This is a genomic window from Kocuria sp. WRN011 (genome assembly GCF_002295155.1).
GTDB lineage: Bacteria > Actinomycetota > Actinomycetes > Actinomycetales > Micrococcaceae > Kocuria > Kocuria carniphila.
Genome location: NZ_NSGI01000003.1, coordinates 79,781 through 98,756 on the forward strand (window position 1 = coordinate 79,781; position 18,976 = coordinate 98,756).

Below are 18,976 nucleotides of genomic sequence, written 5' to 3' on the forward strand. Positions count from 1 at the left end.
CGCATCGACGGGCTTTCCCGCCGAGCAATCCGCACCCAGGTGCAAGACTCCTTGCGACGCCTTGACGTGGATCATGTCGACGTTCTCTACACGCACATCGATGACGCGAACACCGCGCTCGAGGAAACACTGGATGCCCTGAGCCAGTTAGTGGATGAGGGCCTCACCAGAACCATTGCTTCCAGCAATCTGACGGCGGCTCGTCTCACGGAAGCCCTTGAAACGCCTTCGGCCCACCCATATACAGCGCTGCAGCAACGTTTCTCGTATCTGGAGCCGGCTCCGAGCACCGACCTGAGTCCTCACGTGCTACTCGACGATGAAGTGTCATCGCTCTGCAGTGAACTCAACCTGACGAGGCTGGGGTATTCACCCCTGCTCTCTGGTGCATATACCCGCGCGGATCGGCCGCTGCCAGAAGGCTATGAAATGGGGCCCGCGGCGTCGGCGGCATTAACCGAAATCGGCAACAAGTATCGGCTGGACCGAGGTCAAGTCGTTCTCTCCTGGATGGTCCGCCGACGCGAAAAGGTAATTCCCGTCGTTGGGGTCTCCACTCCCGAGCAAGTGCAGAGCGCTTGGGAAGCCGTCACGACTACGCTCAATTCATCGGATGTGGAATGGCTGGAAAGGGCTCGGCATGAGTGATCGCATGTCCATTGGCGACGCCGCTCGGCACCTTGGCCTTGAGCCAGACACCCTGCGCTATTACGAACGCAAGGGAATCGTCCCGGCACCCACCAAAGATAGCGCCGGGCATCGTGTCTACACCGAAACCCAGTTACACCTCCTCGAAGTTCTTCTGCATCTCAAATCCACAGGTATGCCACTGGTCAAGATCGCGGCGTTCACCAGGTTGGTAGCGAGCGATCCAGATGGCGTGCCCGAACGACTCGACCTTTTACGTGATCATCGAGAACAAGTCATCCAAGAGATAGAGTCCTGGCAGCATTCTATGCGCGTGATCAACAGAAAGATCGAGGACTACAACCAACGGCTGGGTGGACATGGGCCACAGTGAACAAGTGCAGGACGACTACAACCGCCGCGCTATCGAGTACATCGAAGCGCTGGGAAGCGTCGAACAGATGGCCACGCCGGATCGGGAACTGATTAGCGAGTGGCGGGATTCCTGTTCAGGGCCATTACTGGACGCAGGCTGCGGGCCAGGTCACTGGACTGAATTATTGAGCCAGGATGGACGAGACGTCTTGGGTGTTGATTTGTCAGAGGAGTTCATTGGCCACGCGCGAGCCGCCTACCCCGATGTGAACTTCGAACGTGGTGATTTCAGACGGCTGCCATTGCAGTCTCACTCCCTTGGAGGCATCCTTGCGTGGTACTCGCTGATCCACACCGAACCCTCCGCTGTTCCCCAGATCCTTGAGGAGTTTGCTCGGGTGTTGAGGCCCGGTGGAAGTGCGCTCCTGGGATTCTTTGGCGGTACGGACGGCGAAGAATTCGACCACGCTGTGAGCCGCGCATATTTCTGGAGTCTTGAGGGGATGAGCAACGCTCTTAAAGCAGCGGGATTCAAGGTGGTTGAGTCTCACCAGAGAACTGTTCCGGGTAGCAGGCCACATGCCGCAGTGATTGCTCGCAGACCGGGTTTCTCCACCCCTTAGCTCAGAGACGGTTTCTAAGCACCGAGCCAGTCATCGATCGACGTGGTGGTTACTGTATGCGCGGAGTCGGCCGGGTTCCCGTGGTTGGTAGTAGCTGACAGAACTTGCATTCATGGGGAACGACGGCTCTCGGCGGGTTCTCGCAGGGTAGCTTCCGTTCACCAAGTATCGGGCGGGTGAGAAAGGATTAATGCCTTTCAGATATGCCCTCATTCTAGTTTTCAGAATTCTGGTCTTCCGGAGCCAGATCGGTCCTCAACCCCACTGCCCAGAGAACATCCAGAACACGGCCGACTTCGGCGCTGTATTTTCCCGCCTCAACCTCGACCAACCACTTGCGAGAGACACCAGCCTTGTCTGCTAGCGCAGCTTGGGTCAACCCAGAGTCCAGCCGTCGATTGCGAATCGCTGCGCCGAGTTCAGCAGCAGTTTGAATCCTCATGGCACCCCTGACCGACGTGTAACCGCTTGGTGACAATCTAGAGTGTAACCGTGCGGTGACTTATTGAAAAGACACCGCACGGTTACATCCCCAAAACGCGGGGAACCATCAATTGGATGACCGCACCCAATCGAGATCTGATTAGCCGGCGACAGGATTCCCGAGGTGTCATCGGTGTCGATCTGCCTGAAGAGCACTCAGGCTATTCAGCGGGTTGAACCTCGCTCTCGACAACCCACTTGTGATTCGTCATTTTCATCCCGTCCGTCTCCACGTCCACCATGTAAACGGTCTCATCGGTGGAGCTCTCGATGGTGGCCTCGGCTCCCTTCATCCCCGCCATGTGATCGGCGGTCAGCACGACTTCCGTACCATCCGCCAGGGGCGGTTCACCCGGGTCCTGTAGTTCTTCCTGGACAACCCACTTGTGATCGACCACGGGTTCGCCACCGTCGGTCGGCGTGTACGTCACCGAGTAAGCGGTCGTGTCGAAGGCACCCGTAATGGTGGCTTCGCTGCCCCGCATACCCGGCATGTGATCGGCAGTGAGGGTCACTGAGGAGCTCACGGGGTATGTCGGGTCGCTTACTTCCACGATTCCCTCAGGGGGAGGACCACCATTCGGGTTGTGCTGGTGCTCAGCACCACCCATTCCTTCATGCCCCTCATGACCCCCATGAGCACCGGACGCCTCATCAGCAGACTGCGACGACGTTGCGGTTGCCGTGGTGCCCGGCACTGAGGGCGTCTCTTCCTCCCCGGCGTCCGTGCCACCACAGGCAGTCAACGCCAAGGCAGCGGCCAGTGTCAGGCCAGGCAAAGTGATGGTGCGTTTCATGGTGGATCCTCCCAGTTGTTGGTTCGAGTTTCGGTGCGGGGTGCGGCATCGATGGGCAGCAACCCCGAGCGACTGAGCCGCGCGCCGAAAACCCGAACGGTTCCTCTCCTTCTTTTATATACCCCTATGGGGTATTAATCAAACAATGATTGCTCGCACATTGGACTTCTCAATGCTGTGGCTGGGTGCTGCCCCTACGCGCCGAGCCACTCATCGATCGTCGTGGTGGTCACGTGGGCGTCGGCCGGGATGAGGCCACCGTTGGCGATTCCGCGACCCAAGTACGGAGCCTCGCGAATGGTCTTCGGTTGCACGCCGTCGATCGAACCCTTGACAGCGAGAATCCGCCGGGCAAAGTTCGCCGCGGAATCCACCTGGGGTCCCCGAACAGCAACAATCTCGTTCCGAGCCGGGCGAGGTTCACTCACGAGATCCGCCATGTAAGTCACCACATCGCTCATCGCGGCAGGCGCCAGCAGCATGCTCGGCATGATCGACAGCGGCCCCTTGGTCACCCGATGGACGAGCACGGGGATCAGCTCGAACCACTGCGATGAGCGCACCGTGGTGGAGGGGATGTCAGCCTCTTGGTAAAAGCTCTCCTGTGCGGCCTTCCCTTGGTAATGGCCGTTTCGGTGGTTCACCTCGGGGTTAGTTGCGCCCGCAATGGACAGACACACGATCCTGCCGACGCCGTTCGCTTGCGCCGCCTGGACCACGTTTCGTGCCGCACGGGTGAAGAACTCGATCGACTTCTGCGCGCCGAGGGCATCAATGTGCAGTGCGTCGACCACGATGTCCACGCCGTCCAGGGCTCGCTCCAACCCCTCGGGTGACATTACGTCCACACCGTGGCTGCGACTGATGCGCACCACGTCATGACCCTGCTGTTCCAACTTGTCTGACAGGGCAGACCCGAAATCTCCACTGGCGCCCAACACCGCAATTTTGCTCATGCATCCACCCTAGCCACGCCCAACTGCGGGAGATAGGGGGCGGCAAACTCACCGTGGAACGAACCAAACGGCTACAACCGCGCGATCCGCTTGATGTCCTCCTGGAACTCGTGGACGACCTCCGCGGAGACCGTGGCGCGGGTTTGAGCGATGGCCTCCAGATAGTCCTCCGTCGTGGGTCCGGTAGCGCCAGGTGCGCGAACGGCGGCGGCGTCGGTCTTGGCGGCGTCGTCGACGTCGGCAGCTTCAGCTGCGGAACCATCCGAAGCGGCCCCGTAAACCGATTTCTCCAGCGCGTGCTGGGAAGCCTTGCGCGCCGAGAACTCGATATCCGCCGGGGAGAAGCCGTTCGACTTGGACACCAGCAGATCCAAATCAACATTTTCGGCGACCGATTCGGGGATGTAGCGCAGCCAAATGGCTTGGCGAGCAACGTCGTCGGGCAGGCCAATCGGGATGACGTAGTCGAAACGGCCATGGCGCAGGAAGGCCGAATCCAACGTGCGAATGAAGTTGGTGGCGCAAACCAGCAGTCGGCCGGGGCGGTCGCGGAATGCGGGAATGATTTTGAGTAGCTCGTTGGTCACCCCCTGCAGCGGCGACGGCGGATCGCCCTTGCGTTGCGCGGCAATTTCCTCGACCTCGTCGATGAAGACGACCGCGTGTTCCAGCTGCGAGATTTCCAGGAAGATCTCACGCAAGGCACCGGCCAGGCCCTTGGGATCGGCGGCGAGACGGGACGGGAAGACCTCAACGAACGGCCATTCCAGGCGAGAGGCAATGGCCTTGGCGAAGGTCGTCTTGCCGGTGCCGGGAGGCCCGAACAGCATGACCGCCCGGGGCGGCACCACGCCGTATTGCTGGGCGAGATCTGGATCGGCTAGCGGCAGCACCAGACGCCGTTCGAGCATTTCCTTCTCCCGCTGCATGCCACCCATGTTGTTCCACAGGTTTCGCGACAGCAGCCGACCGCCGAGCGCGTGGAGCAGTCCGATTTCTTGGCGCTGGATGGGGATTTCCCGCTCGAAGTAGCGAAGGTGTTTCTTGTCCAGGTAGCCAGCGTCCCCCAAAGCCTCCACGCGACGCTCGGAATCAGGCACCAGGATGGAGAGCCTGGTGAGACCAAGTGGCGCGAGTTTGCTTTCGACGGCGGCCAACAGCGCACTGCCGATGCCCTGGTCGAGCCACTGGCTGTCCACGCCGAAGAACACGATCCAACCTTGGTCATGCGCAGCGCGTGCGACGGCCGCGCCGACCACCACGTCGTCGTCCACGGCGACCACGGCTTGGTCCTCCTGGCATGACGCCAGGACTTCCGACAGGGCGTAAACGGGTTCCACGCCGGACAAGCGGGAACTCTCCCACAGGCGCAGAATCGAGTCCATGTCAGCGGGGTGGAAATCTCTGATATGCCACGTAGTCACCCGAGAACTCCTTCGTTCCGGTTGGTGAGTTGGAGGGCTTCATCATGACACGGGGCCTCGGCCGGCTGCTTTTACTCCCCCGTGAGCCCGTCGATGGATTCCCTGCTCAGGTCCACGTGTCCGTTGTGGCGGGCGTACTCCTCGATCATGTGGGTCAGGATCCAGCGGAGGTTGTGGGTTTCGCCGTGGCGTGTGGTTTTGCTTCTGGTGTCTAGGCCGCCTTCCGCACAGGCACGATCGGCGTTCGCCCGGGCCAGTGAGACACTCGTCTGCCAGTTCTCGACGAGATCGGCCGGGTCGTCGTGAATGGCGGAGTCGAACTCCCAATCCGGTGACGCCTCCCAATTCACGGATTCCCAGGGCTCGATGCCATCTTCAGCCCAGAGAACCTCCCTGACTGCAGGCGGTTCGGTTCTCGATGGTTCGTTGAGGACAAGCTGCCTCATCAGGGTTCATGGAAGGCTGTTAATCATGACTCCGCCCGCGATTACCTTCCGTCACGTTCCAGCGGGGAGCATCACACTCAAGAACACGCGGACCGGAGCCGTGCGCGACGTCGTCCTTGAGGCATTCCAGCTCGCCGAGACTCCCGTAACGGTCGGGCAATACGCTGGGGAGGCGGGCAATTCGAATGCGAATGAACCCGCCGCGCCCGTGACCTGGTTCGACGCGATCAGGTGGTGCAATGCGGCATCGGAAGCGAAATGCCTCTCGCCCGCGTACACGATCACCGATGACTGGGCGTTCTGGAATCCAGCCGCGGACGGCTATCGCCTACCCACCGACGCCGAATGGGAATTCGCATGCCGCGCGGGAACGACCGGCCCAACGTACGGCCCCCTCGCGGAGATTTCCTGGACCGAGACCGACGGCGTCGACTCACCTCAGCCCGTGGCCACCAAACAGCCCAATGACTTCGGCCTCTACGACATGCTCGGAAACGTGTGGGAATGGTGCTGGGACCTGACGGATCCCGCGCGATACCGGGGTTACCGAAGCCTTCGGGGCGGGGGCTGGGCTGATCCTTCGTGGAGCTGCCGGGCATCCGTTCGACGGGGAAGCGCGCCGGATGCCGTCATTGACGACGTCGGCTTTCGACCGGCCCGCGGCGCCGTCGGCGATCCCGGTGCCACCGACGCACAGGGGTGGTCCGATGTCGAGGACCGCGCTCGTGCGAAGCCCCGCGGACCCGTTCCGTTCGGCTGGACACCGCTCAAGGACTTTCCGACGAACCAGCTCTGATCGGGTCGACGAACGTCTCCTTTCCTTGCGGGTGCCACGGTGCTTGACTGGACTCCCAACCCCACAAGCTCTGGAGCTTCCCATGAGCGTCACGCATCAGACCCTTCACATCACTCAGGTCATTTCAGCACCCCTGGACACTGTGTGGGCGGCCTTCCAGGACACGTCCTCACGGTCGAAGTGGAGCGTCCCCAAGGGCGACGGGTTGGTCTACTCCACCGATGACTTCCGCCCCGGAGGCCGCGCCTCGTACCGCTGCGGCCCGTCCGGCGATCTCAATGTCGCGGGCGAGATCGGGTACGTCCAGATCCTTCCGCGCGAGTTGGTCGTCCACACCGACACGGTCACGACCGACGGCACGCTCCTCGCGACCGCGCTGGTCACCTGGACCTTCGAACCCCACGACGACGGCGCCCTGGTCACCATCGTTGATCAAGTGGCCTCGTTCGTGGGTCAGGACATGATCGATGGTCACCGGAACGGTCACACCAAAGCACTCGCGCAGTTGGCGGAGTTTCTGAGTGAGTAGCGGTACGAAGTGGATGGATGACCGGCCCAAAGCCGGTGCCCGCACCGGCGAATCACCGGTCGGGGCGGCGTCGGTTTGAAGGCCCCGAATTAAGCTCACGGCAGTGACATGAGTCCATGTATGAGGCGTAGCGTGGACACATGGGCGACGTAGTGAAGTTTCCGGCACCTGAAGCCTCGTCAGACCTGCTCTGGCGGGAGTCCGTGGGTGAGACGCTTCGTGAGGAGCGCCTCGACCGGGGCGAACGTATTGCAGATGTCGCGAGTCGCGCAGGGGTTGCGCCGCAGTACCTCTCGGAGATCGAGCGGGGTCGAAAAGACCCTTCGTCCGAGATCTTCAGTGCCGTGGCGGGCGCACTGGACCTGACCGTTGGTGAGGTCGCACGTCGTGCCGCGTCCAATGTTGATCGCGGCTCACTGTGCCTCGCGGCCTGATCCACGTCAATGACGAGGGCGCTGCCCAACAATCTCGTCGATGACCCCGTACTCCAACGCCTTCTCGGCGGTGAGGATGAGGTCGCGTTCCGTGTCCTTCCGGATCTGTTCCCGAGTTTTCTGCGTATGCCGGGCCAGGATTTCTTCGAGCATCGTGCGCACACGCTCAATTTCGTCGGCTTCGAGAATGAGGTCGGGGACCGCTCCGCGCCCCTCCGCCGCGGGAGCGTGAATCACGACGCGCCCGTGGGGCAGCATAGATCTCCCGCCGGGTGCTCCCCCGGCAAGAATGACTGCGGCGGTGGACCCGGCCTCTCCCACGCACGTGGTGTACACGTCGCATCGCACGTAATTCATGGCGTCATAGATAGCCAACATGGCTGGGATCGAACCGCCCGGTGAGTTGATGTAGAGCTGAATGGGCTGGTCGGGTTTATCGGCTTCCAGGTGGATGAGCTGAGCGATGATCGCGTTGGCCACGCCATCGTCGATCGCCGTGCCCAGGTAGACGATCCGCTCTTCGAGAAGCCTCGAGTACACGTCGACCGTGCGGTCTCCCTGCGGGCTATGGGTGGTGACGTAGGGAATGGTGTAAGTGCTCATGAGCCTTTTCCTGCCGTGGGGGATTCGAGATTCGACACAATGCCGTCCAGCCCCGTGACCACGTGGTCGATGAACCCGTATTCAAGAGCCTCCTGGGCATCGAACCAGCGGTCACGCCTCGAGTCCTGCTCGATCGCATCGCGGTCTTGCCCGGTGTCCTGGGCGACCAGCGAAAGAACAGTGTCACGGGTGTGACGGAGGTCGTCAGCTTGGATTGCGATGTCCATGGCCGTACCGGCTATCCCCGATGAACCCTGATGGAGCAGCACCTTGGAATGTTCCATCGCGTAGCGCTTACCAGGGGCACCGGAGGACAAGAGGAATTGCCCGGCGCTGTAGGCCATTCCGAGATTGATCGTGGCAACGTCGCACGGGATGGCCCGCATGCAGTCGCGAATCGCGAGCATTCCGGGCACCGAGCCACCCGGTGAGTTGATGAGCAACGTGATGTCTGCTCGGGGATCCTTGGCCGCCAAAAGGATGAGCCCATTGCAGAGGCGGTTCGAGTTCCATCCCTCCAGTGGCTCCCCGAGTAGCAGGATCCGACGCTCGAACAGTTGCCGGTACATTTCTTCGTCAAGCGTGCTCCCGGCCGGAGCAGCAGTAGTTTCAGTCATGCGTCAAGCTTGTCCGCTCTCATGGCCGCCCGGCCCTGGTGCTGCCGTGGGCAGCGCTGCTCACAGCAGCGTGGCCGGTCCGTCACCACGAGCGCTGAACATTTGTGGCAGTGGTTCGCCCGCCAGCTATGGGTTTTTCTACGATCCTCTGCCCGAAATGGCGTCGGCCTCCACCAGCGCGCGAAGCTCTGCCCCGGATGTCCGAACTAGCCCGCACTGTGGCCCACTCTAGTGACCGGATCTACATAATAGGTAGACTGGTCTACCTATTATGAAGGAGACGTTCATGACACCCCAGCCATCACACTCTGCAGCCCGGAAACCGTCGGCTCGTCACCGGATCCTCCACGCAGCCGCTCAACGGTTCTATGCGGACGGCATCAACGCCACCGGCATTGACCGGATCACCGCGCAGGCCGGGGTGGCGAAGATGAGCCTGTACAACAACTTTTCCTCCAAAGCGGATCTCGTCGAGGCCTACGTTGAGGCCAGGCATCAAGAGTGGCTCGCGCTGTATCGAGCTCGTGCAGCTGAGGCCGGCACGCCCCAGGAACAGATCCTCGCGGTGTTCGACGCCTACATCGACCACGCGAGTACCGGGTACGAACACGGCTTTCGAGGCTGTGGCCTTCTCAATGCTGCTGCGGAACTTCCCGTCGGCGATCCCGGCCGGGAGATCGTGCGCCGCCACAAGGAGTACGTGGAGGGGCTGCTGGTCGAACAGCTACGCCTCCTGACTGACAACGATTCCGCCGCTGAAGTGGGCGAACACTTGAGCTACCTCCTCGAAGGAGCCATGGCCCGATCTGGCTTGGAGGGCGAACCGAGCCGACTGCGCCGAGCCCGGGCGATCGCCGTCGGCATGCTCGCAGATCTGAACCGAACCCCATGAAGGAAACCACCGGCGGGGTCGTGGCCATTTTGGTCACCGCGTTTTTGTGGGGCACCACCGGAACAGCGGCGACCTTCGCTCCGGACGCAGGCCCGCTCGCCATCGGCGCGGCCGCCCTTGGCATCGGTGGATTGCTCCAGGCCGCCATCGCCCTCCCCTCCCTGAGACGCGCCCGCCAAGATTTACGCTCACACACGGGTCTGATCGCCGCGGGAGCCGTGGCCGTGGCCATTTACCCGCTCGCGTTCTACAGCTCAATGCACTTGGCGGGCGTGGCCATCGGCACGGTGGTCTCGCTGGCCTCGGCGCCGCTGGCCTCTGGAATCCTAGAGCTCATCCTGGAGCGCAAACCGTTGAGTGGCTGGTGGATGATGGCGGCTGCCCTGGGCATCGCAGGTAGTGCGATGTTGTGTGTGGCCAAGGCCGATCAATCAACGGCGTCAGCCTCGGACACACTCTTCGGCATCGGACTTGGTCTGATCGCCGGTATCACCTATGCCCTGTATTCCTGGGTGGTCCACCGCCTGATCTCTCGTGAGATTGGACGCGCGGCAGCAATGGGCGCCGTCTTCGGGTTCGGTGGAGCGCTCTTGATACCCGTCCTCTTGCTCACCGGCGCACCCCTGCTCGCTTCAACCGAATCGTTCACCGTGGCCGCATACATGGCGCTGATACCGATGTTCCTCGGCTACTACCTATTCGGACTCGGGCTCAAACGTGTTCGCCCCAGCACCGCCACGACACTCACCCTGATCGAGCCCGCCGTCGCGGCGCTCCTGGCGGTCGTCGTGGTGGGCGAGCAACTCACGACCCTCGGCTGGGCAGGTCTTGCAGTTCTCGCCGTCGCCCTAGTAGTCCTGGGCGTAGCGCCCACCAACTCCGACGACGCCGCTCCGGCCGCCCCATCGCGCGAAGACCCTGCAGTCGCCGCACCGCGGCTCTGACCTCGATGCTGGGGAAACGGAGCCCCCGGGCGAATCGTCACCCTCGACATGGGGCGTACATTTTTTTGTACGGAGGTGTTCCATGAAGACTATGAATTATTCGGAGTCACGGGCTCGCTATGCGGAAGTCTTGGATTCAGTCATCGATGACCGGGAAGAGGTCATTGTGACTCGTTCTGGCCATGAGCCGGTCGTGATTGTCTCGTTGGATGAGTACAACTCCCTGAAAGAGACGGCCTACCTAATGCGTTCCCCTGAGAACGCTCGACGACTTCTTAATTCCATGGAGGAGCTGGAGGCTGGACGCGGCACATCACACGAACTTCTGAATGAGAACTAATCATGAGACTTGTCTGGTCCGAGTCGGCCTGGGATGAGTACTTATGGTGGCAACGTCAAGACCGGAAGATCCTCAAACGGATTAATCTTCTCATCCAAGACATCGTGCGAAATGGCAATGAGGATATCGGGAAACCCGAGCCCTTGCGCTATGACTTTGCTGGCTACTGGTCGCGCAGAATCACGGAAGAGCATCGTCTCGTATACAAGGTGACTAACGACGACGTCTTGATTGCCACATGCAGGTATCACTACGGGTAGCCCGCGACTCCTTGAAAGCGAATCTCGATCTCCGCTACTTCGGGTCGATTCCTCGGTTGATGAGAACGTAGAAGAGCAAACCGGCAGCAATCAAGATTGCAAAGACAATCGATGAAGCTGTGTCATTGATGGCTCCAGCGACCCTCAGCATGAGCGTTCCGATACCCAGAAGGACCACTAGGAAAGCCGGGATAAACGGTCTGATCGCGCTAGGAATGCCGCGCTCAGCATCTACATTCGCTGCTCGTTGATCGGGCTCCATACCCCATGCCATCAGTCTCTCGCCCGCTGCGCAAGGGCAGCGGCAAGTTCCCATACGAACGTGCCTGAAGTCCTTAATGCCACCATGGAGGAACATGCGAGTCATTGAATGGGCCCTACTGGCCAGCACAGCTCTCTCCATCGGCCTCCTCCGCACCAGGCCTTGGGTTCACGCTGCTTTTCGCCTTCGTAATTGCCCTGATCTTGGCCACCATCATGGCCCGATTCCTTCGAGGCCAAGTTCCTGACACGCCCGAGGATCTGACGTGATCATCAAGCGATATCGGCGGAGCCGCTCTTCAATATCATCCCTAGTGGAACTTGTGTTCACCAACTTTCCAGCACAGGGTGGAAACATCTCACACCGTTAGACCACCCTGCATCAACGCCAACAAGTCCTATGGGGGAATTTTCATGGCAACTACCGAAACACCCACAGAAACACGCCAGATCGTCCTGGCCTCGCGACCGCACGGAACACCCACGGACGAGAACTTCCGTCTCGAAACAGCGGCGATCCCCACCCTTAAGTCCGGGCAGATTCTCGTGCAGAACGAAGTGATGTCCGTTGACCCGTACATGCGCGGCCGCATGAACGACACCAAGTCCTACATCCCGCCGTTCCAGATCGATGAGCCGCTCCAGGGCGCCGCGGCCGGCACCGTGATCGCATCCGAGTCCGAAAAGATTAAGGTGGGCGATCACGTCTCGCATCAGCTCGGGTGGCGCGAATTTGCGGTGGTTGACGACGCCGCCGCGACCGTCATCGATGTCGAGGCCGCTTCCGCATCCAAGTACCTGGGCATCCTCGGCATGCCCGGTCTCACCGCCTACGTGGGGCTCACGGAAATCGCGAAGTTCAAGCAGGGCGACGTCGTGTTCGTCTCCGGCGCCGCCGGCGCCGTCGGCTCCGCCGTGGGCCAGATCGCCAAGGCGCTGGGGGCGTCCACGGTGATTGGTTCAGCCGGTTCGGTCGAGAAGATCGCTCGCCTGAAGGAACTGGGTTTCGACGAGGCCTTCAATTACAAGGAGGGCGACGTCAGCGAGTCACTGCAGAAGGCCGCACCCGACGGAATCGACGTGTACTACGACAATGTGGGCGGCGATCACCTTCAAGCGGCGATCGGGGCGCTGCGCAAGTACGGACGCGTGGCGATGTGCGGCGCCGTTTCGCAGTACAACGCCACCGAACCGGAGCCCGGCCCGAACAACTTGTTCCTAGCGGTCGGCAAGGAGCTGAATCTGCGCGGGTTCATCGTGGGCAACCACTACGACCTGGCCGAGGAGTTCCACAAGCACGCCATCGAATGGCTACAGGACGGCACTCTCCAGGCGGATGAGACATTCCGCGACGGACTGGAAAACGCGCCGCAGGCGTTCATCGACCTGCTCGGCGGCGCGAACACTGGAAAGATGGTTGTGCGGTTGTAATACGCGCGCCTCGACATCTGAGGCTGAGCTTCGCATGAAATCGGCGCACCGGCCTGCGATGCTCAGCCACAGATGACAGTGGCCTTCTGCACAAGGCGACGCCGCCCGCAAACGTCGCGCGCGGCGTCGCCCGGAAACTTATGGCAACTGGATACCCTGGGCGAAGTTGTGTGGCTACAGTCACAGGGCGCTTCCACTTTCTTGTTCACGGAAGGGCACGTACTCGTCGTCGAAGGAGTCGGCATGCGCGCTGCCACGGGGCAGGAAACCACGTTCGCCAAGCACAAAGACCCGTACATCCTGGACCAGGCTCACATCCAAGAGCCTCCCACAAGATTTGGGCAGAGACTCAAGTTTCTCGGCCCGGGCATGATCACAAGTGCCGCCGTTGTTGGCTCCGGTGAGCTACTCACCGCCACCGCGCTGGGCGCGCAAGTCGGCTTCATGTTGTTCTGGCTAGTCCTGGTTTCCACCTTTGTGAAGGTCTGGGTGCAGGTTGAGTTAGCTCGCTGGTCCATTTCCACCGGCAAGGCAGCCATTACTGGGTACAACCAGGTGCCGCCGAAAATTGCGGGCCGGGGTTGGATGGCCTGGCTCGTACTGTTCATGTTCTTACAGTTCCTGATTGGGCAAGCAGGCGTCATTGGCGGGGCGGCACTGGCGTTCTCCATGCTTTTCCCCATCGGGGGAGACCCCTTCTTCTTCATGTCCATCAGCCTCTGGGTTGCGATCCTGGTAGTGATCGCGATTGCGATCCACCTGGCGAATCGGTACGAGATCGTAGAAAACATCTCCACAGTGCTCGTCATGCTGGTGACGCTCTTCGCCGTAGCCATGGTGTTCCTGATCCAATTCACCGAATACAGCTGGAGCCTGGGCGACCTGGGAGACGGGCTACGTTTCCAGGTTGCCGCCGGTGCCATGGGCGTGGCTCTGGCAATGTTCGGAATGACGGGTGTGGGTGCCGGTGAAATCACGGCCTACACCTACTGGGTGGTTGAAAAGGGTTATGCGGCCTGGTCCGGACCCAATGATGGGACACAGGCTTGGGTTGATCGGGCACGCGGATGGATCCGTGTCATGAAATTGGACGCCTGGGTTTCGTGGATCATCTACACGATCTCCACCATGGCGTTCTACATGCTGGGAGCCGCAGTCCTGCATCCGCAGCCCGACTTGCGACCCAAGGGCAACGAGGTCATGACCGTGATCTCGAGCATTTTCGAAACCGCCGTCGGACAGTGGGGCGGAGTTCTCTTCCTCATTGGGGCAGGAGTGGCCCTCTTCAAGACCATCCTGGCCAACGTCCCCAGCCTGGGCCGGCAGGTAGCGAATACCCTGGCTGTATTCGGCGCCTTCGACTGGACCAACATGGTGACTCGTGACAAGTGGATGAAGATCATCATGGTCGTCCTCCCCATCACGTGGGGCACCCTGGCCATATTCGCCGCCAACCCCCTTGAGCTCGTGATCATTGCCGGAATCCTGAATGCCTTGTTCTTGATCGGTGTGGCAATTTCCACCATTTACCTGTCTCGAACCCAAACGGACCCCCGGGTCAAGGACGGCTCGTTCTTTACTGTCATGCTGCTGATCTCCGCGCTGTCGATCATCGCAGTGGGGGTTCTGTCATTCCGTGATGTCTGGACTCAGATCACCAACTTGTTCGGCTAAAGGTCTCAGCTACCGGGCCTGAAATAACCGTTCAAACTCTCAAGGGATATGACGTGAAAGCTGTAGTTGTCCACCAAGCCAACGACCTGCGCATCGACGAAATAGATCGCCCGGTCTGCGGCCCAGACGATGTTCTTGTGGCTATGGAATGGGGCGGCATCTGCGGTTCCGACGTGGCCTATGTTCGATCCGGAGTGTCCGGTACCGCAGTACTTCAAGATCCCCTCATCTTGGGCCATGAAGTCGCGGGACACATTGTGGAGCTCGGCAGGAACGTGGTCGATCTGGGCACGCTCCGAACCGGCCAGCGCGTTTCCATTCATCCGGCGACTCTCGCCGGAAAACACACGATGATCCCCGCTGTGGCAGATCGGACCAATCTCTGGCCCGAGGTTCGCTACTTCGGCTCCGCGGCCTTCCAACCGCACGAGCAAGGCGCATTCTCCGAGTTCCGGCTGGTCCGGCCTGACCAGATCAGACCGCCCCCGGATGGCGTCAGCACCAAAGAAGGTGCTTTGGCCGAACCTTTCGGGGTAGCGATTCACGCGGTCAAGCGCGCCGGATCCGTGGCTGACAAATCCGTACTCGTGAATGGGTGCGGACCCATTGGCGCACTCGCCGTAGCGGCAGCCAAGGCGCAAGGTGCCAAGGACATCTACGCCGCAGATCTGAGTCAAGCGTCGTTGGAGATCGCAGAACGCATGGGCGCCGACCACCTCGTGGACGTCGCCCAGGGCGAAAAGCTTCCGAGCGACGTCGACGCCGCCATAGAAGCATCGGGTGCCCCACGAGCACTCGGAGGTGTCATCGCGGCCGTGCGGCGCGGGGGTGTGCTGGTTCAGGTCGGAAATCTTCCCGCTGGCGAGGTCAGTGCTGCCCTGGGGAATATCGTGACGCGAGAGATCGACTACCGCGGCTCTTACCGATTCGTCGACGAGATCACTGAGGCGATCAGACTCATGGATGGGCACGTCGATGTATCACCCCTCATGACCCATGAATTCAACCTGGCTGAGGCACGCGATGCATTTCGAATCGCTGCCGACCGTGCCTCCGGCTCCAGCAAGGTGATGCTGCGGCTCAGCTAAAACTGCTCGCTGTCCGGAGCGGGCATCCCTGCCCCACTGTATGGTTTACATCACATGCAGAGGGAGCGTCTCATGCCCATCTACGAGTTCCGGTGCACGCAGTGCGGTGACTTCGAAGCAACTCATCCGATGTCGACCGCCCCGAAAAAACAGCCGTGCCCTGTTTGCGGCGAGGACGCCAGGAAACTGTTCTCGCCCGCCAATTTGTCCACGCTCAACTCGCCCCGGGCGCGCGCTATCGATAGCGCCGCTCGGACCGCGGAGACACCCGACGTCGTGAGTGGCCCCGTAGGACGCGGCCGCCCGACACCCACAACGAACGACCCGCGACATCTCAAACTGCCGCGGCCCTGAATCGCCTTGATTCCACGGCCGCGTCCCTACTGGTCACGGCCGGTAACCGGAAGGACGCAGGTCATGCCAGAGGTCATATTCCCACTCGATTCATCCCAACCCTTCACATCGCAGGAGAAGATCGGGCACAACCGGTGGCACCCGGATATCCCGCCGATCGCAACGCTCAAGCGTGGTGAGAGCTACCGAATCGACTGTCGCGAGTGGTTCGACGGCGCCATCAAGAACGATGATTCCGGAGACGACATCCGTGATGCACCCCTGAACAAGGTGCATGCGCTCTCCGGGCCGTTCGCCGTCGAAGGCGCCGAGCCGGGTGATCTCCTGATCGTCGACATTCTGGACGTTGGACCCATCCCACAGGAGCAGGGTGCACTGGCCGGTCAGGGCTGGGGGTACACCGGCATCTTCGCCCAGAAGAACGGCGGCAGCTTTTTGGTGGACCAGTTCCCCGATGCTTATAAGGCCGTATGGGATTTCCAGGGTGGCGAGTGCACCTCCAGACACATTCCCGGAGTGCGATTCACGGGGATTACTCACCCGGGTTTGATGGGCACAGCACCATCGGCGGATCTGCTGAAGAAATGGAACAAACGAGAGGGCGATCTGATCGCCACGGAGCCAAACCGAGTACCTCCGCTCGCCCTGCCGCCGGAACCCGACTCGGCAATCCTGGGTACGCTCAGCGGCTCGGACTTCGACCGAGTTGCTTCGGAAGCTGCTCGTACTGCCCCGCCGCGCGAGAACGGCGGCAATCAGGACATCAAGAACTTCACCAAGGGTTCGCGGGTGTTCTATCCGGTCTTCGTCTCGGGTGGGCATCTGTCCATGGGCGACCTGCACTTCTCCCAGGGAGACGGTGAAATCACCTTCTGCGGTGGCATTGAGATGGGCGGTTTCATCGACATCCATGTAGATGTGATCAAGGACGGCATGGACACTTACGGCGTCAGCGAGAACGCCATCTTCATGCCGGGCCGCAACGGTCCGGTTTACTCGGAGTGGCTTGCGTTCTCCGGCACCTCGGTCACGCTCGACGGCGAGCAGCGCTACCTGGATTCGCAGCTCTCCTACCAACGCGCGATCCTTCACGCGATCGACTACCTGTCCAAGTTCGGTTATTCCAAGGAACAGGCCTATCTGCTACTCGGTGCGGCACCGATCGAGGGTCGTTTCTCGGGTGTGGTCGACATTCCGAACTCATGCGCCACGGTCTATATCCCGACCGAGATCTTCGACTTCGATGTGCGCCCCTCCGCGTCCGGACCCTTCCAGATCGATCCCGGCATGGGAGCGCCCAAGTCGCTGAACCCGGGGTGACGTTTATTCGAGCACGTGGGCGCGGGCGGTGATGGCACGATCATTGCGGTCATCACCGCTCTCCCCTAGCCCTGCCCCACCAAGTACACGAGCACACCCCACCCGTTGATGATCAGATGAGCCAAGATCACCATGGTCAGGTTTCGGTAGCGCCACCACAGCACGCCCAAGAACCACCCGAGACATCCTTGAATGGCAATCACTCGCGCAACGTCCAACCACAAGTCCCCGGTGCCGTGGCTTCCCAGGTGCATCAGCCCGAACAGCACAGACGTCACGCCGATGCCCGCCCATGCTCCCAGGGTCGCCTCCAAACGAGTCTGCAGCCATCGACGGAAGAACAGTTCCTCACCGATGCCTGCGGTGATTGCTGTGACCAGTGCGGCCGTGATGAGGAGACTCGTATCGACATCTCCCGGGTCATACGGCGGATTCCACGGTGCCACCTCGGACAAGTAGAACCAGACTGCAAGAACCAGCACGGGCGCCCACCATCGCCACGCACCGCGCCGGGTTTCGATCCTCACGGACCCTCGCACCACCAGTAGCAGCACGGCGGGGAGAAGCATCAGCAGCACGAACTTGCCGAGAATATAGCCCTCCCCCTGTAACGGCAGCAGAATCGTGGCGAGGACAAAGACGGCCAGCAGCACTGGAAGCGCGGCCGTTGTCACCAGCAGTCGACCACGCTTCACAGGCACCACAGGCATGGGGGCCGCCCGCCATGGGAGCACAAGGGTCAACGCAATACCCACTAACGAGGGCCCAATGTTCACCCAGTTCGACAGCGTGGGTGCATTGGCGTCCGCGGAGACGGTAGTCCCTTCCGGCATAGTCACCATCAGCGTGACGATGCTCGCGACGGTCACCAGCGAACAGGCCACGAACAATGCTCGGCCGAACCACTTCGGTGCCCATGCGGCCGTCGTCGCAGGCGCTCCGGTGACACGCTTCGGTTGTTGATCACGCTCAAAGTTCGAGGTCACGGATCCGAAACTAGCACCCTCGTGCTACTTCGACCATGGCCACCAGAGCTCTCTCACTCGCCTCGACATTTATGGCACGGGTCCGCAGCGTTTCGCCCCGCCAGCCTGCGATCCTCGGCCCCAGATGTCGCCGTCCGACCACACACCCAACCCGCACAAAAGGCGACGCCGCCCGCGAAAGTCGCGAGCGGCGTCGTCGTCAATCTCTATGAAGGTGAGATCAACCCTTCTTGACCGTGATCTGCCAGCTGGCGTCGCCGGTTTCGACGAAGTCGGTGACCTCGTGGCCCTCGGTGGCGGCCCACTGGGGGATGACCTCGGTGGCCTGGGTGCAATCGAAGTCGATGACCAGGTGGTCGCCGGACTGCAGGGTCTTCATGACGTCCTTGGCCTCGATCAGCGGGAACGGGCAGACCGCACCCAGCGAGTCGAGGGCGTAGTAACCGTCGCCCAGATCCTTGAGCTTTTTGGACGGCGACAGGGACGGATCCTTGACCATCAGCGCGGACGGCGCCGCGGCGAAACCGGAGAACGCGTTGGTGTTCTGCGGGCTCTTGGACGGGGTCGCGTCGATGGAGTTACCGGACGGGTTCTCGTTGAGAACGTTGTGGTCCAGGCTCTCATCGGTGGAGTAGGTCACGGTGTCCTGAGCCTCGGCGGCGGGCTGCGCAGCGGAGGGCTTGAGCCAGAGCTTGGTGCCCGCCCCAACGCCCAAA

The 18,976-nt window shown here is 61.2% G+C and carries 24 protein-coding genes; 15 read left to right on the forward strand and 9 right to left on the reverse strand.

What is annotated here, in order from left to right; translation table 11 throughout:
• The first annotated feature begins 3 nt into the window (after positions 1-3).
• The 3 genes from CKW39_RS05005 to CKW39_RS05015 are packed head-to-tail and all read left to right on the forward strand — an operon-like array spanning position 4 to position 1,625.
• Entirely contained in the window at positions 4-648 is a 645-nt protein-coding gene (locus tag CKW39_RS05005) for an aldo/keto reductase (protein WP_256382222.1), read from the forward strand.
• Complete coding sequence (locus tag CKW39_RS05010) at positions 641-1,021, forward strand: MerR family transcriptional regulator (protein ID WP_095797075.1); 381 nt, start codon at positions 641-643, stop codon at positions 1,019-1,021. Before CKW39_RS05005 ends, CKW39_RS05010 begins: the two co-directional genes overlap by 8 nt.
• A gap of 4 nt (positions 1,022-1,025) precedes the next feature.
• Positions 1,026-1,625: a class I SAM-dependent methyltransferase gene (locus CKW39_RS05015; RefSeq protein ID WP_238663192.1), complete on the forward strand. Its 600-nt coding sequence runs from the start codon at positions 1,026-1,028 to the stop codon at positions 1,623-1,625.
• Positions 1,626-1,839: 214 nt separating this feature from the next.
• On the opposite strand, the gene CKW39_RS05020 is transcribed toward CKW39_RS05015, so the two are convergent.
• The 5 genes from CKW39_RS05020 to CKW39_RS05040 form a co-directional block, all read right to left on the reverse strand.
• Positions 1,840-2,067, reverse strand: coding sequence for a helix-turn-helix domain-containing protein (locus CKW39_RS05020; protein WP_095797076.1), 228 nt, complete (start codon positions 2,065-2,067; stop codon positions 1,840-1,842).
• Positions 2,068-2,269: 202 nt separating this feature from the next.
• Entirely contained in the window at positions 2,270-2,905 is a 636-nt protein-coding gene (locus tag CKW39_RS05025; protein ID WP_095797077.1) for a YdhK family protein, read from the reverse strand.
• 194 nt (positions 2,906-3,099) lie between these two features.
• Positions 3,100-3,861: an SDR family oxidoreductase gene (locus CKW39_RS05030; protein WP_095797078.1), complete on the reverse strand. Its 762-nt coding sequence runs from the start codon at positions 3,859-3,861 to the stop codon at positions 3,100-3,102.
• Between the two features lie 71 nt (positions 3,862-3,932).
• Positions 3,933-5,285, reverse strand: a complete 1,353-nt coding sequence (locus tag CKW39_RS05035) for an ATP-binding protein (protein WP_095797079.1) — start codon at positions 5,283-5,285, stop codon at positions 3,933-3,935.
• Positions 5,286-5,356: 71 nt separating this feature from the next.
• Positions 5,357-5,731, reverse strand: a complete 375-nt coding sequence (locus CKW39_RS05040; protein ID WP_095797080.1) for a DUF664 domain-containing protein — start codon at positions 5,729-5,731, stop codon at positions 5,357-5,359.
• A 25-nt stretch (positions 5,732-5,756) separates the two neighbouring features.
• On the opposite strand from CKW39_RS05040, the gene CKW39_RS05045 reads away from it, so the two are divergent.
• The 3 genes from CKW39_RS05045 to CKW39_RS05055 all read left to right on the forward strand — a co-directional run bounded on the left by CKW39_RS05045 (position 5,757) and on the right by CKW39_RS05055 (position 7,490).
• The gene (locus CKW39_RS05045) at positions 5,757-6,527 is read left to right on the forward strand and encodes an SUMF1/EgtB/PvdO family nonheme iron enzyme (protein WP_095797081.1); all 771 of its coding nucleotides are present in this window, start codon (positions 5,757-5,759) and stop codon (positions 6,525-6,527) included.
• Positions 6,528-6,609: 82 nt separating this feature from the next.
• Positions 6,610-7,056, forward strand: coding sequence for an SRPBCC domain-containing protein (locus CKW39_RS05050; protein ID WP_158222910.1), 447 nt, complete (start codon positions 6,610-6,612; stop codon positions 7,054-7,056).
• A gap of 140 nt (positions 7,057-7,196) precedes the next feature.
• Positions 7,197-7,490, forward strand: a complete 294-nt coding sequence (locus CKW39_RS05055) for a helix-turn-helix domain-containing protein (RefSeq protein WP_095797083.1) — start codon at positions 7,197-7,199, stop codon at positions 7,488-7,490.
• Between the two features lie 6 nt (positions 7,491-7,496).
• On the opposite strand, the gene CKW39_RS05060 is transcribed toward CKW39_RS05055, so the two are convergent.
• Entirely contained in the window at positions 7,497-8,093 is a 597-nt protein-coding gene (locus CKW39_RS05060) for a ClpP family protease (RefSeq protein ID WP_095797084.1), read from the reverse strand.
• The gene (locus CKW39_RS05065) at positions 8,090-8,710 is read right to left on the reverse strand and encodes a ClpP family protease (RefSeq protein WP_095797085.1); all 621 of its coding nucleotides are present in this window, start codon (positions 8,708-8,710) and stop codon (positions 8,090-8,092) included. Before CKW39_RS05065 ends, CKW39_RS05060 begins: the two co-directional genes overlap by 4 nt.
• Positions 8,711-8,996: 286 nt before the next feature.
• On the opposite strand from CKW39_RS05065, the gene CKW39_RS05070 reads away from it, so the two are divergent.
• The 9 genes from CKW39_RS05070 to fmdA all read left to right on the forward strand — a co-directional run bounded on the left by CKW39_RS05070 (position 8,997) and on the right by fmdA (position 17,274).
• Positions 8,997-9,602, forward strand: coding sequence for a TetR/AcrR family transcriptional regulator (locus CKW39_RS05070; RefSeq protein ID WP_095797086.1), 606 nt, complete (start codon positions 8,997-8,999; stop codon positions 9,600-9,602).
• Positions 9,599-10,546, forward strand: coding sequence for a DMT family transporter (locus tag CKW39_RS05075; RefSeq protein ID WP_095797087.1), 948 nt, complete (start codon positions 9,599-9,601; stop codon positions 10,544-10,546). Before CKW39_RS05070 ends, CKW39_RS05075 begins: the two co-directional genes overlap by 4 nt.
• Before the next feature lie 82 nt (positions 10,547-10,628).
• Positions 10,629-10,886, forward strand: a complete 258-nt coding sequence (locus CKW39_RS05080) for a type II toxin-antitoxin system Phd/YefM family antitoxin (protein WP_095797088.1) — start codon at positions 10,629-10,631, stop codon at positions 10,884-10,886.
• Between the two features lie 2 nt (positions 10,887-10,888).
• Complete coding sequence (locus CKW39_RS05085; protein WP_095797089.1) at positions 10,889-11,146, forward strand: Txe/YoeB family addiction module toxin; 258 nt, start codon at positions 10,889-10,891, stop codon at positions 11,144-11,146.
• 675 nt (positions 11,147-11,821) lie between these two features.
• Complete coding sequence (locus CKW39_RS05095; RefSeq protein WP_095797091.1) at positions 11,822-12,838, forward strand: NADP-dependent oxidoreductase; 1,017 nt, start codon at positions 11,822-11,824, stop codon at positions 12,836-12,838.
• Positions 12,839-13,081: 243 nt separating this feature from the next.
• Positions 13,082-14,512: an Nramp family divalent metal transporter gene (locus tag CKW39_RS05100; protein WP_095797092.1), complete on the forward strand. Its 1,431-nt coding sequence runs from the start codon at positions 13,082-13,084 to the stop codon at positions 14,510-14,512.
• Positions 14,513-14,565: 53 nt separating this feature from the next.
• On the forward strand, positions 14,566-15,600 hold the full coding sequence (locus CKW39_RS05105; RefSeq protein WP_095797093.1) for an L-idonate 5-dehydrogenase: 1,035 nt from the start codon (positions 14,566-14,568) through the stop codon (positions 15,598-15,600).
• Between the two features lie 72 nt (positions 15,601-15,672).
• On the forward strand, positions 15,673-15,954 hold the full coding sequence (locus tag CKW39_RS05110; protein WP_095797094.1) for an FmdB family zinc ribbon protein: 282 nt from the start codon (positions 15,673-15,675) through the stop codon (positions 15,952-15,954).
• A 63-nt stretch (positions 15,955-16,017) separates the two neighbouring features.
• Positions 16,018-17,274 carry a formamidase gene (fmdA, locus tag CKW39_RS05115; protein ID WP_095797095.1) on the forward strand — a complete coding sequence of 419 codons (1,257 nt, stop codon included), beginning with the start codon at positions 16,018-16,020 and terminating at the stop codon, positions 17,272-17,274.
• A gap of 65 nt (positions 17,275-17,339) precedes the next feature.
• Here the strand turns inward: fmdA and CKW39_RS15730 are convergent, their stop codons facing one another.
• Positions 17,340-18,260 carry a CPBP family intramembrane glutamic endopeptidase gene (locus CKW39_RS15730; RefSeq protein ID WP_254049288.1) on the reverse strand — a complete coding sequence of 307 codons (921 nt, stop codon included), beginning with the start codon at positions 18,258-18,260 and terminating at the stop codon, positions 17,340-17,342.
• A gap of 220 nt (positions 18,261-18,480) precedes the next feature.
• Positions 18,481-18,714, reverse strand: coding sequence for a sulfurtransferase TusA family protein (locus CKW39_RS15735; protein WP_238663201.1), 234 nt, complete (start codon positions 18,712-18,714; stop codon positions 18,481-18,483).
• Positions 18,715-18,976: the final 262 nt, after the last annotated feature.

What these genes read in the sequence shown, in the direction of transcription:
- CKW39_RS05010 (WP_095797075.1), top strand. Translation starts at nt 641, where the DNA reads ATGAGTGATCGCATGTCCATTGGCGACGCCGCTCGGCACCTTGGCCTT.
- CKW39_RS05020 (WP_095797076.1), bottom strand. Translation starts at nt 2,067, where the DNA reads ATGAGGATTCAAACTGCTGCTGAACTCGGCGCAGCGATTCGCAATCGA.
- CKW39_RS05025 (WP_095797077.1), bottom strand. Translation starts at nt 2,905, where the DNA reads ATGAAACGCACCATCACTTTGCCTGGCCTGACACTGGCCGCTGCCTTG.
- CKW39_RS05030 (WP_095797078.1), bottom strand. Translation starts at nt 3,861, where the DNA reads ATGAGCAAAATTGCGGTGTTGGGCGCCAGTGGAGATTTCGGGTCTGCC.
- CKW39_RS05040 (WP_095797080.1), bottom strand. Translation starts at nt 5,731, where the DNA reads ATGAGGCAGCTTGTCCTCAACGAACCATCGAGAACCGAACCGCCTGCA.
- CKW39_RS05045 (WP_095797081.1), top strand. Translation starts at nt 5,757, where the DNA reads ATGACTCCGCCCGCGATTACCTTCCGTCACGTTCCAGCGGGGAGCATC.
- CKW39_RS05050 (WP_158222910.1), top strand. Translation starts at nt 6,610, where the DNA reads ATGAGCGTCACGCATCAGACCCTTCACATCACTCAGGTCATTTCAGCA.
- CKW39_RS05055 (WP_095797083.1), top strand. Translation starts at nt 7,197, where the DNA reads ATGGGCGACGTAGTGAAGTTTCCGGCACCTGAAGCCTCGTCAGACCTG.
- CKW39_RS05060 (WP_095797084.1), bottom strand. Translation starts at nt 8,093, where the DNA reads ATGAGCACTTACACCATTCCCTACGTCACCACCCATAGCCCGCAGGGA.
- CKW39_RS05065 (WP_095797085.1), bottom strand. Translation starts at nt 8,710, where the DNA reads ATGACTGAAACTACTGCTGCTCCGGCCGGGAGCACGCTTGACGAAGAA.
- CKW39_RS05070 (WP_095797086.1), top strand. Translation starts at nt 8,997, where the DNA reads ATGACACCCCAGCCATCACACTCTGCAGCCCGGAAACCGTCGGCTCGT.
- CKW39_RS05075 (WP_095797087.1), top strand. Translation starts at nt 9,599, where the DNA reads ATGAAGGAAACCACCGGCGGGGTCGTGGCCATTTTGGTCACCGCGTTT.
- CKW39_RS05080 (WP_095797088.1), top strand. Translation starts at nt 10,629, where the DNA reads ATGAAGACTATGAATTATTCGGAGTCACGGGCTCGCTATGCGGAAGTC.
- CKW39_RS05085 (WP_095797089.1), top strand. Translation starts at nt 10,889, where the DNA reads ATGAGACTTGTCTGGTCCGAGTCGGCCTGGGATGAGTACTTATGGTGG.
- CKW39_RS05095 (WP_095797091.1), top strand. Translation starts at nt 11,822, where the DNA reads ATGGCAACTACCGAAACACCCACAGAAACACGCCAGATCGTCCTGGCC.
- CKW39_RS05100 (WP_095797092.1), top strand. Translation starts at nt 13,082, where the DNA reads ATGCGCGCTGCCACGGGGCAGGAAACCACGTTCGCCAAGCACAAAGAC.
- CKW39_RS05110 (WP_095797094.1), top strand. Translation starts at nt 15,673, where the DNA reads ATGCCCATCTACGAGTTCCGGTGCACGCAGTGCGGTGACTTCGAAGCA.
- fmdA (WP_095797095.1), top strand. Translation starts at nt 16,018, where the DNA reads ATGCCAGAGGTCATATTCCCACTCGATTCATCCCAACCCTTCACATCG.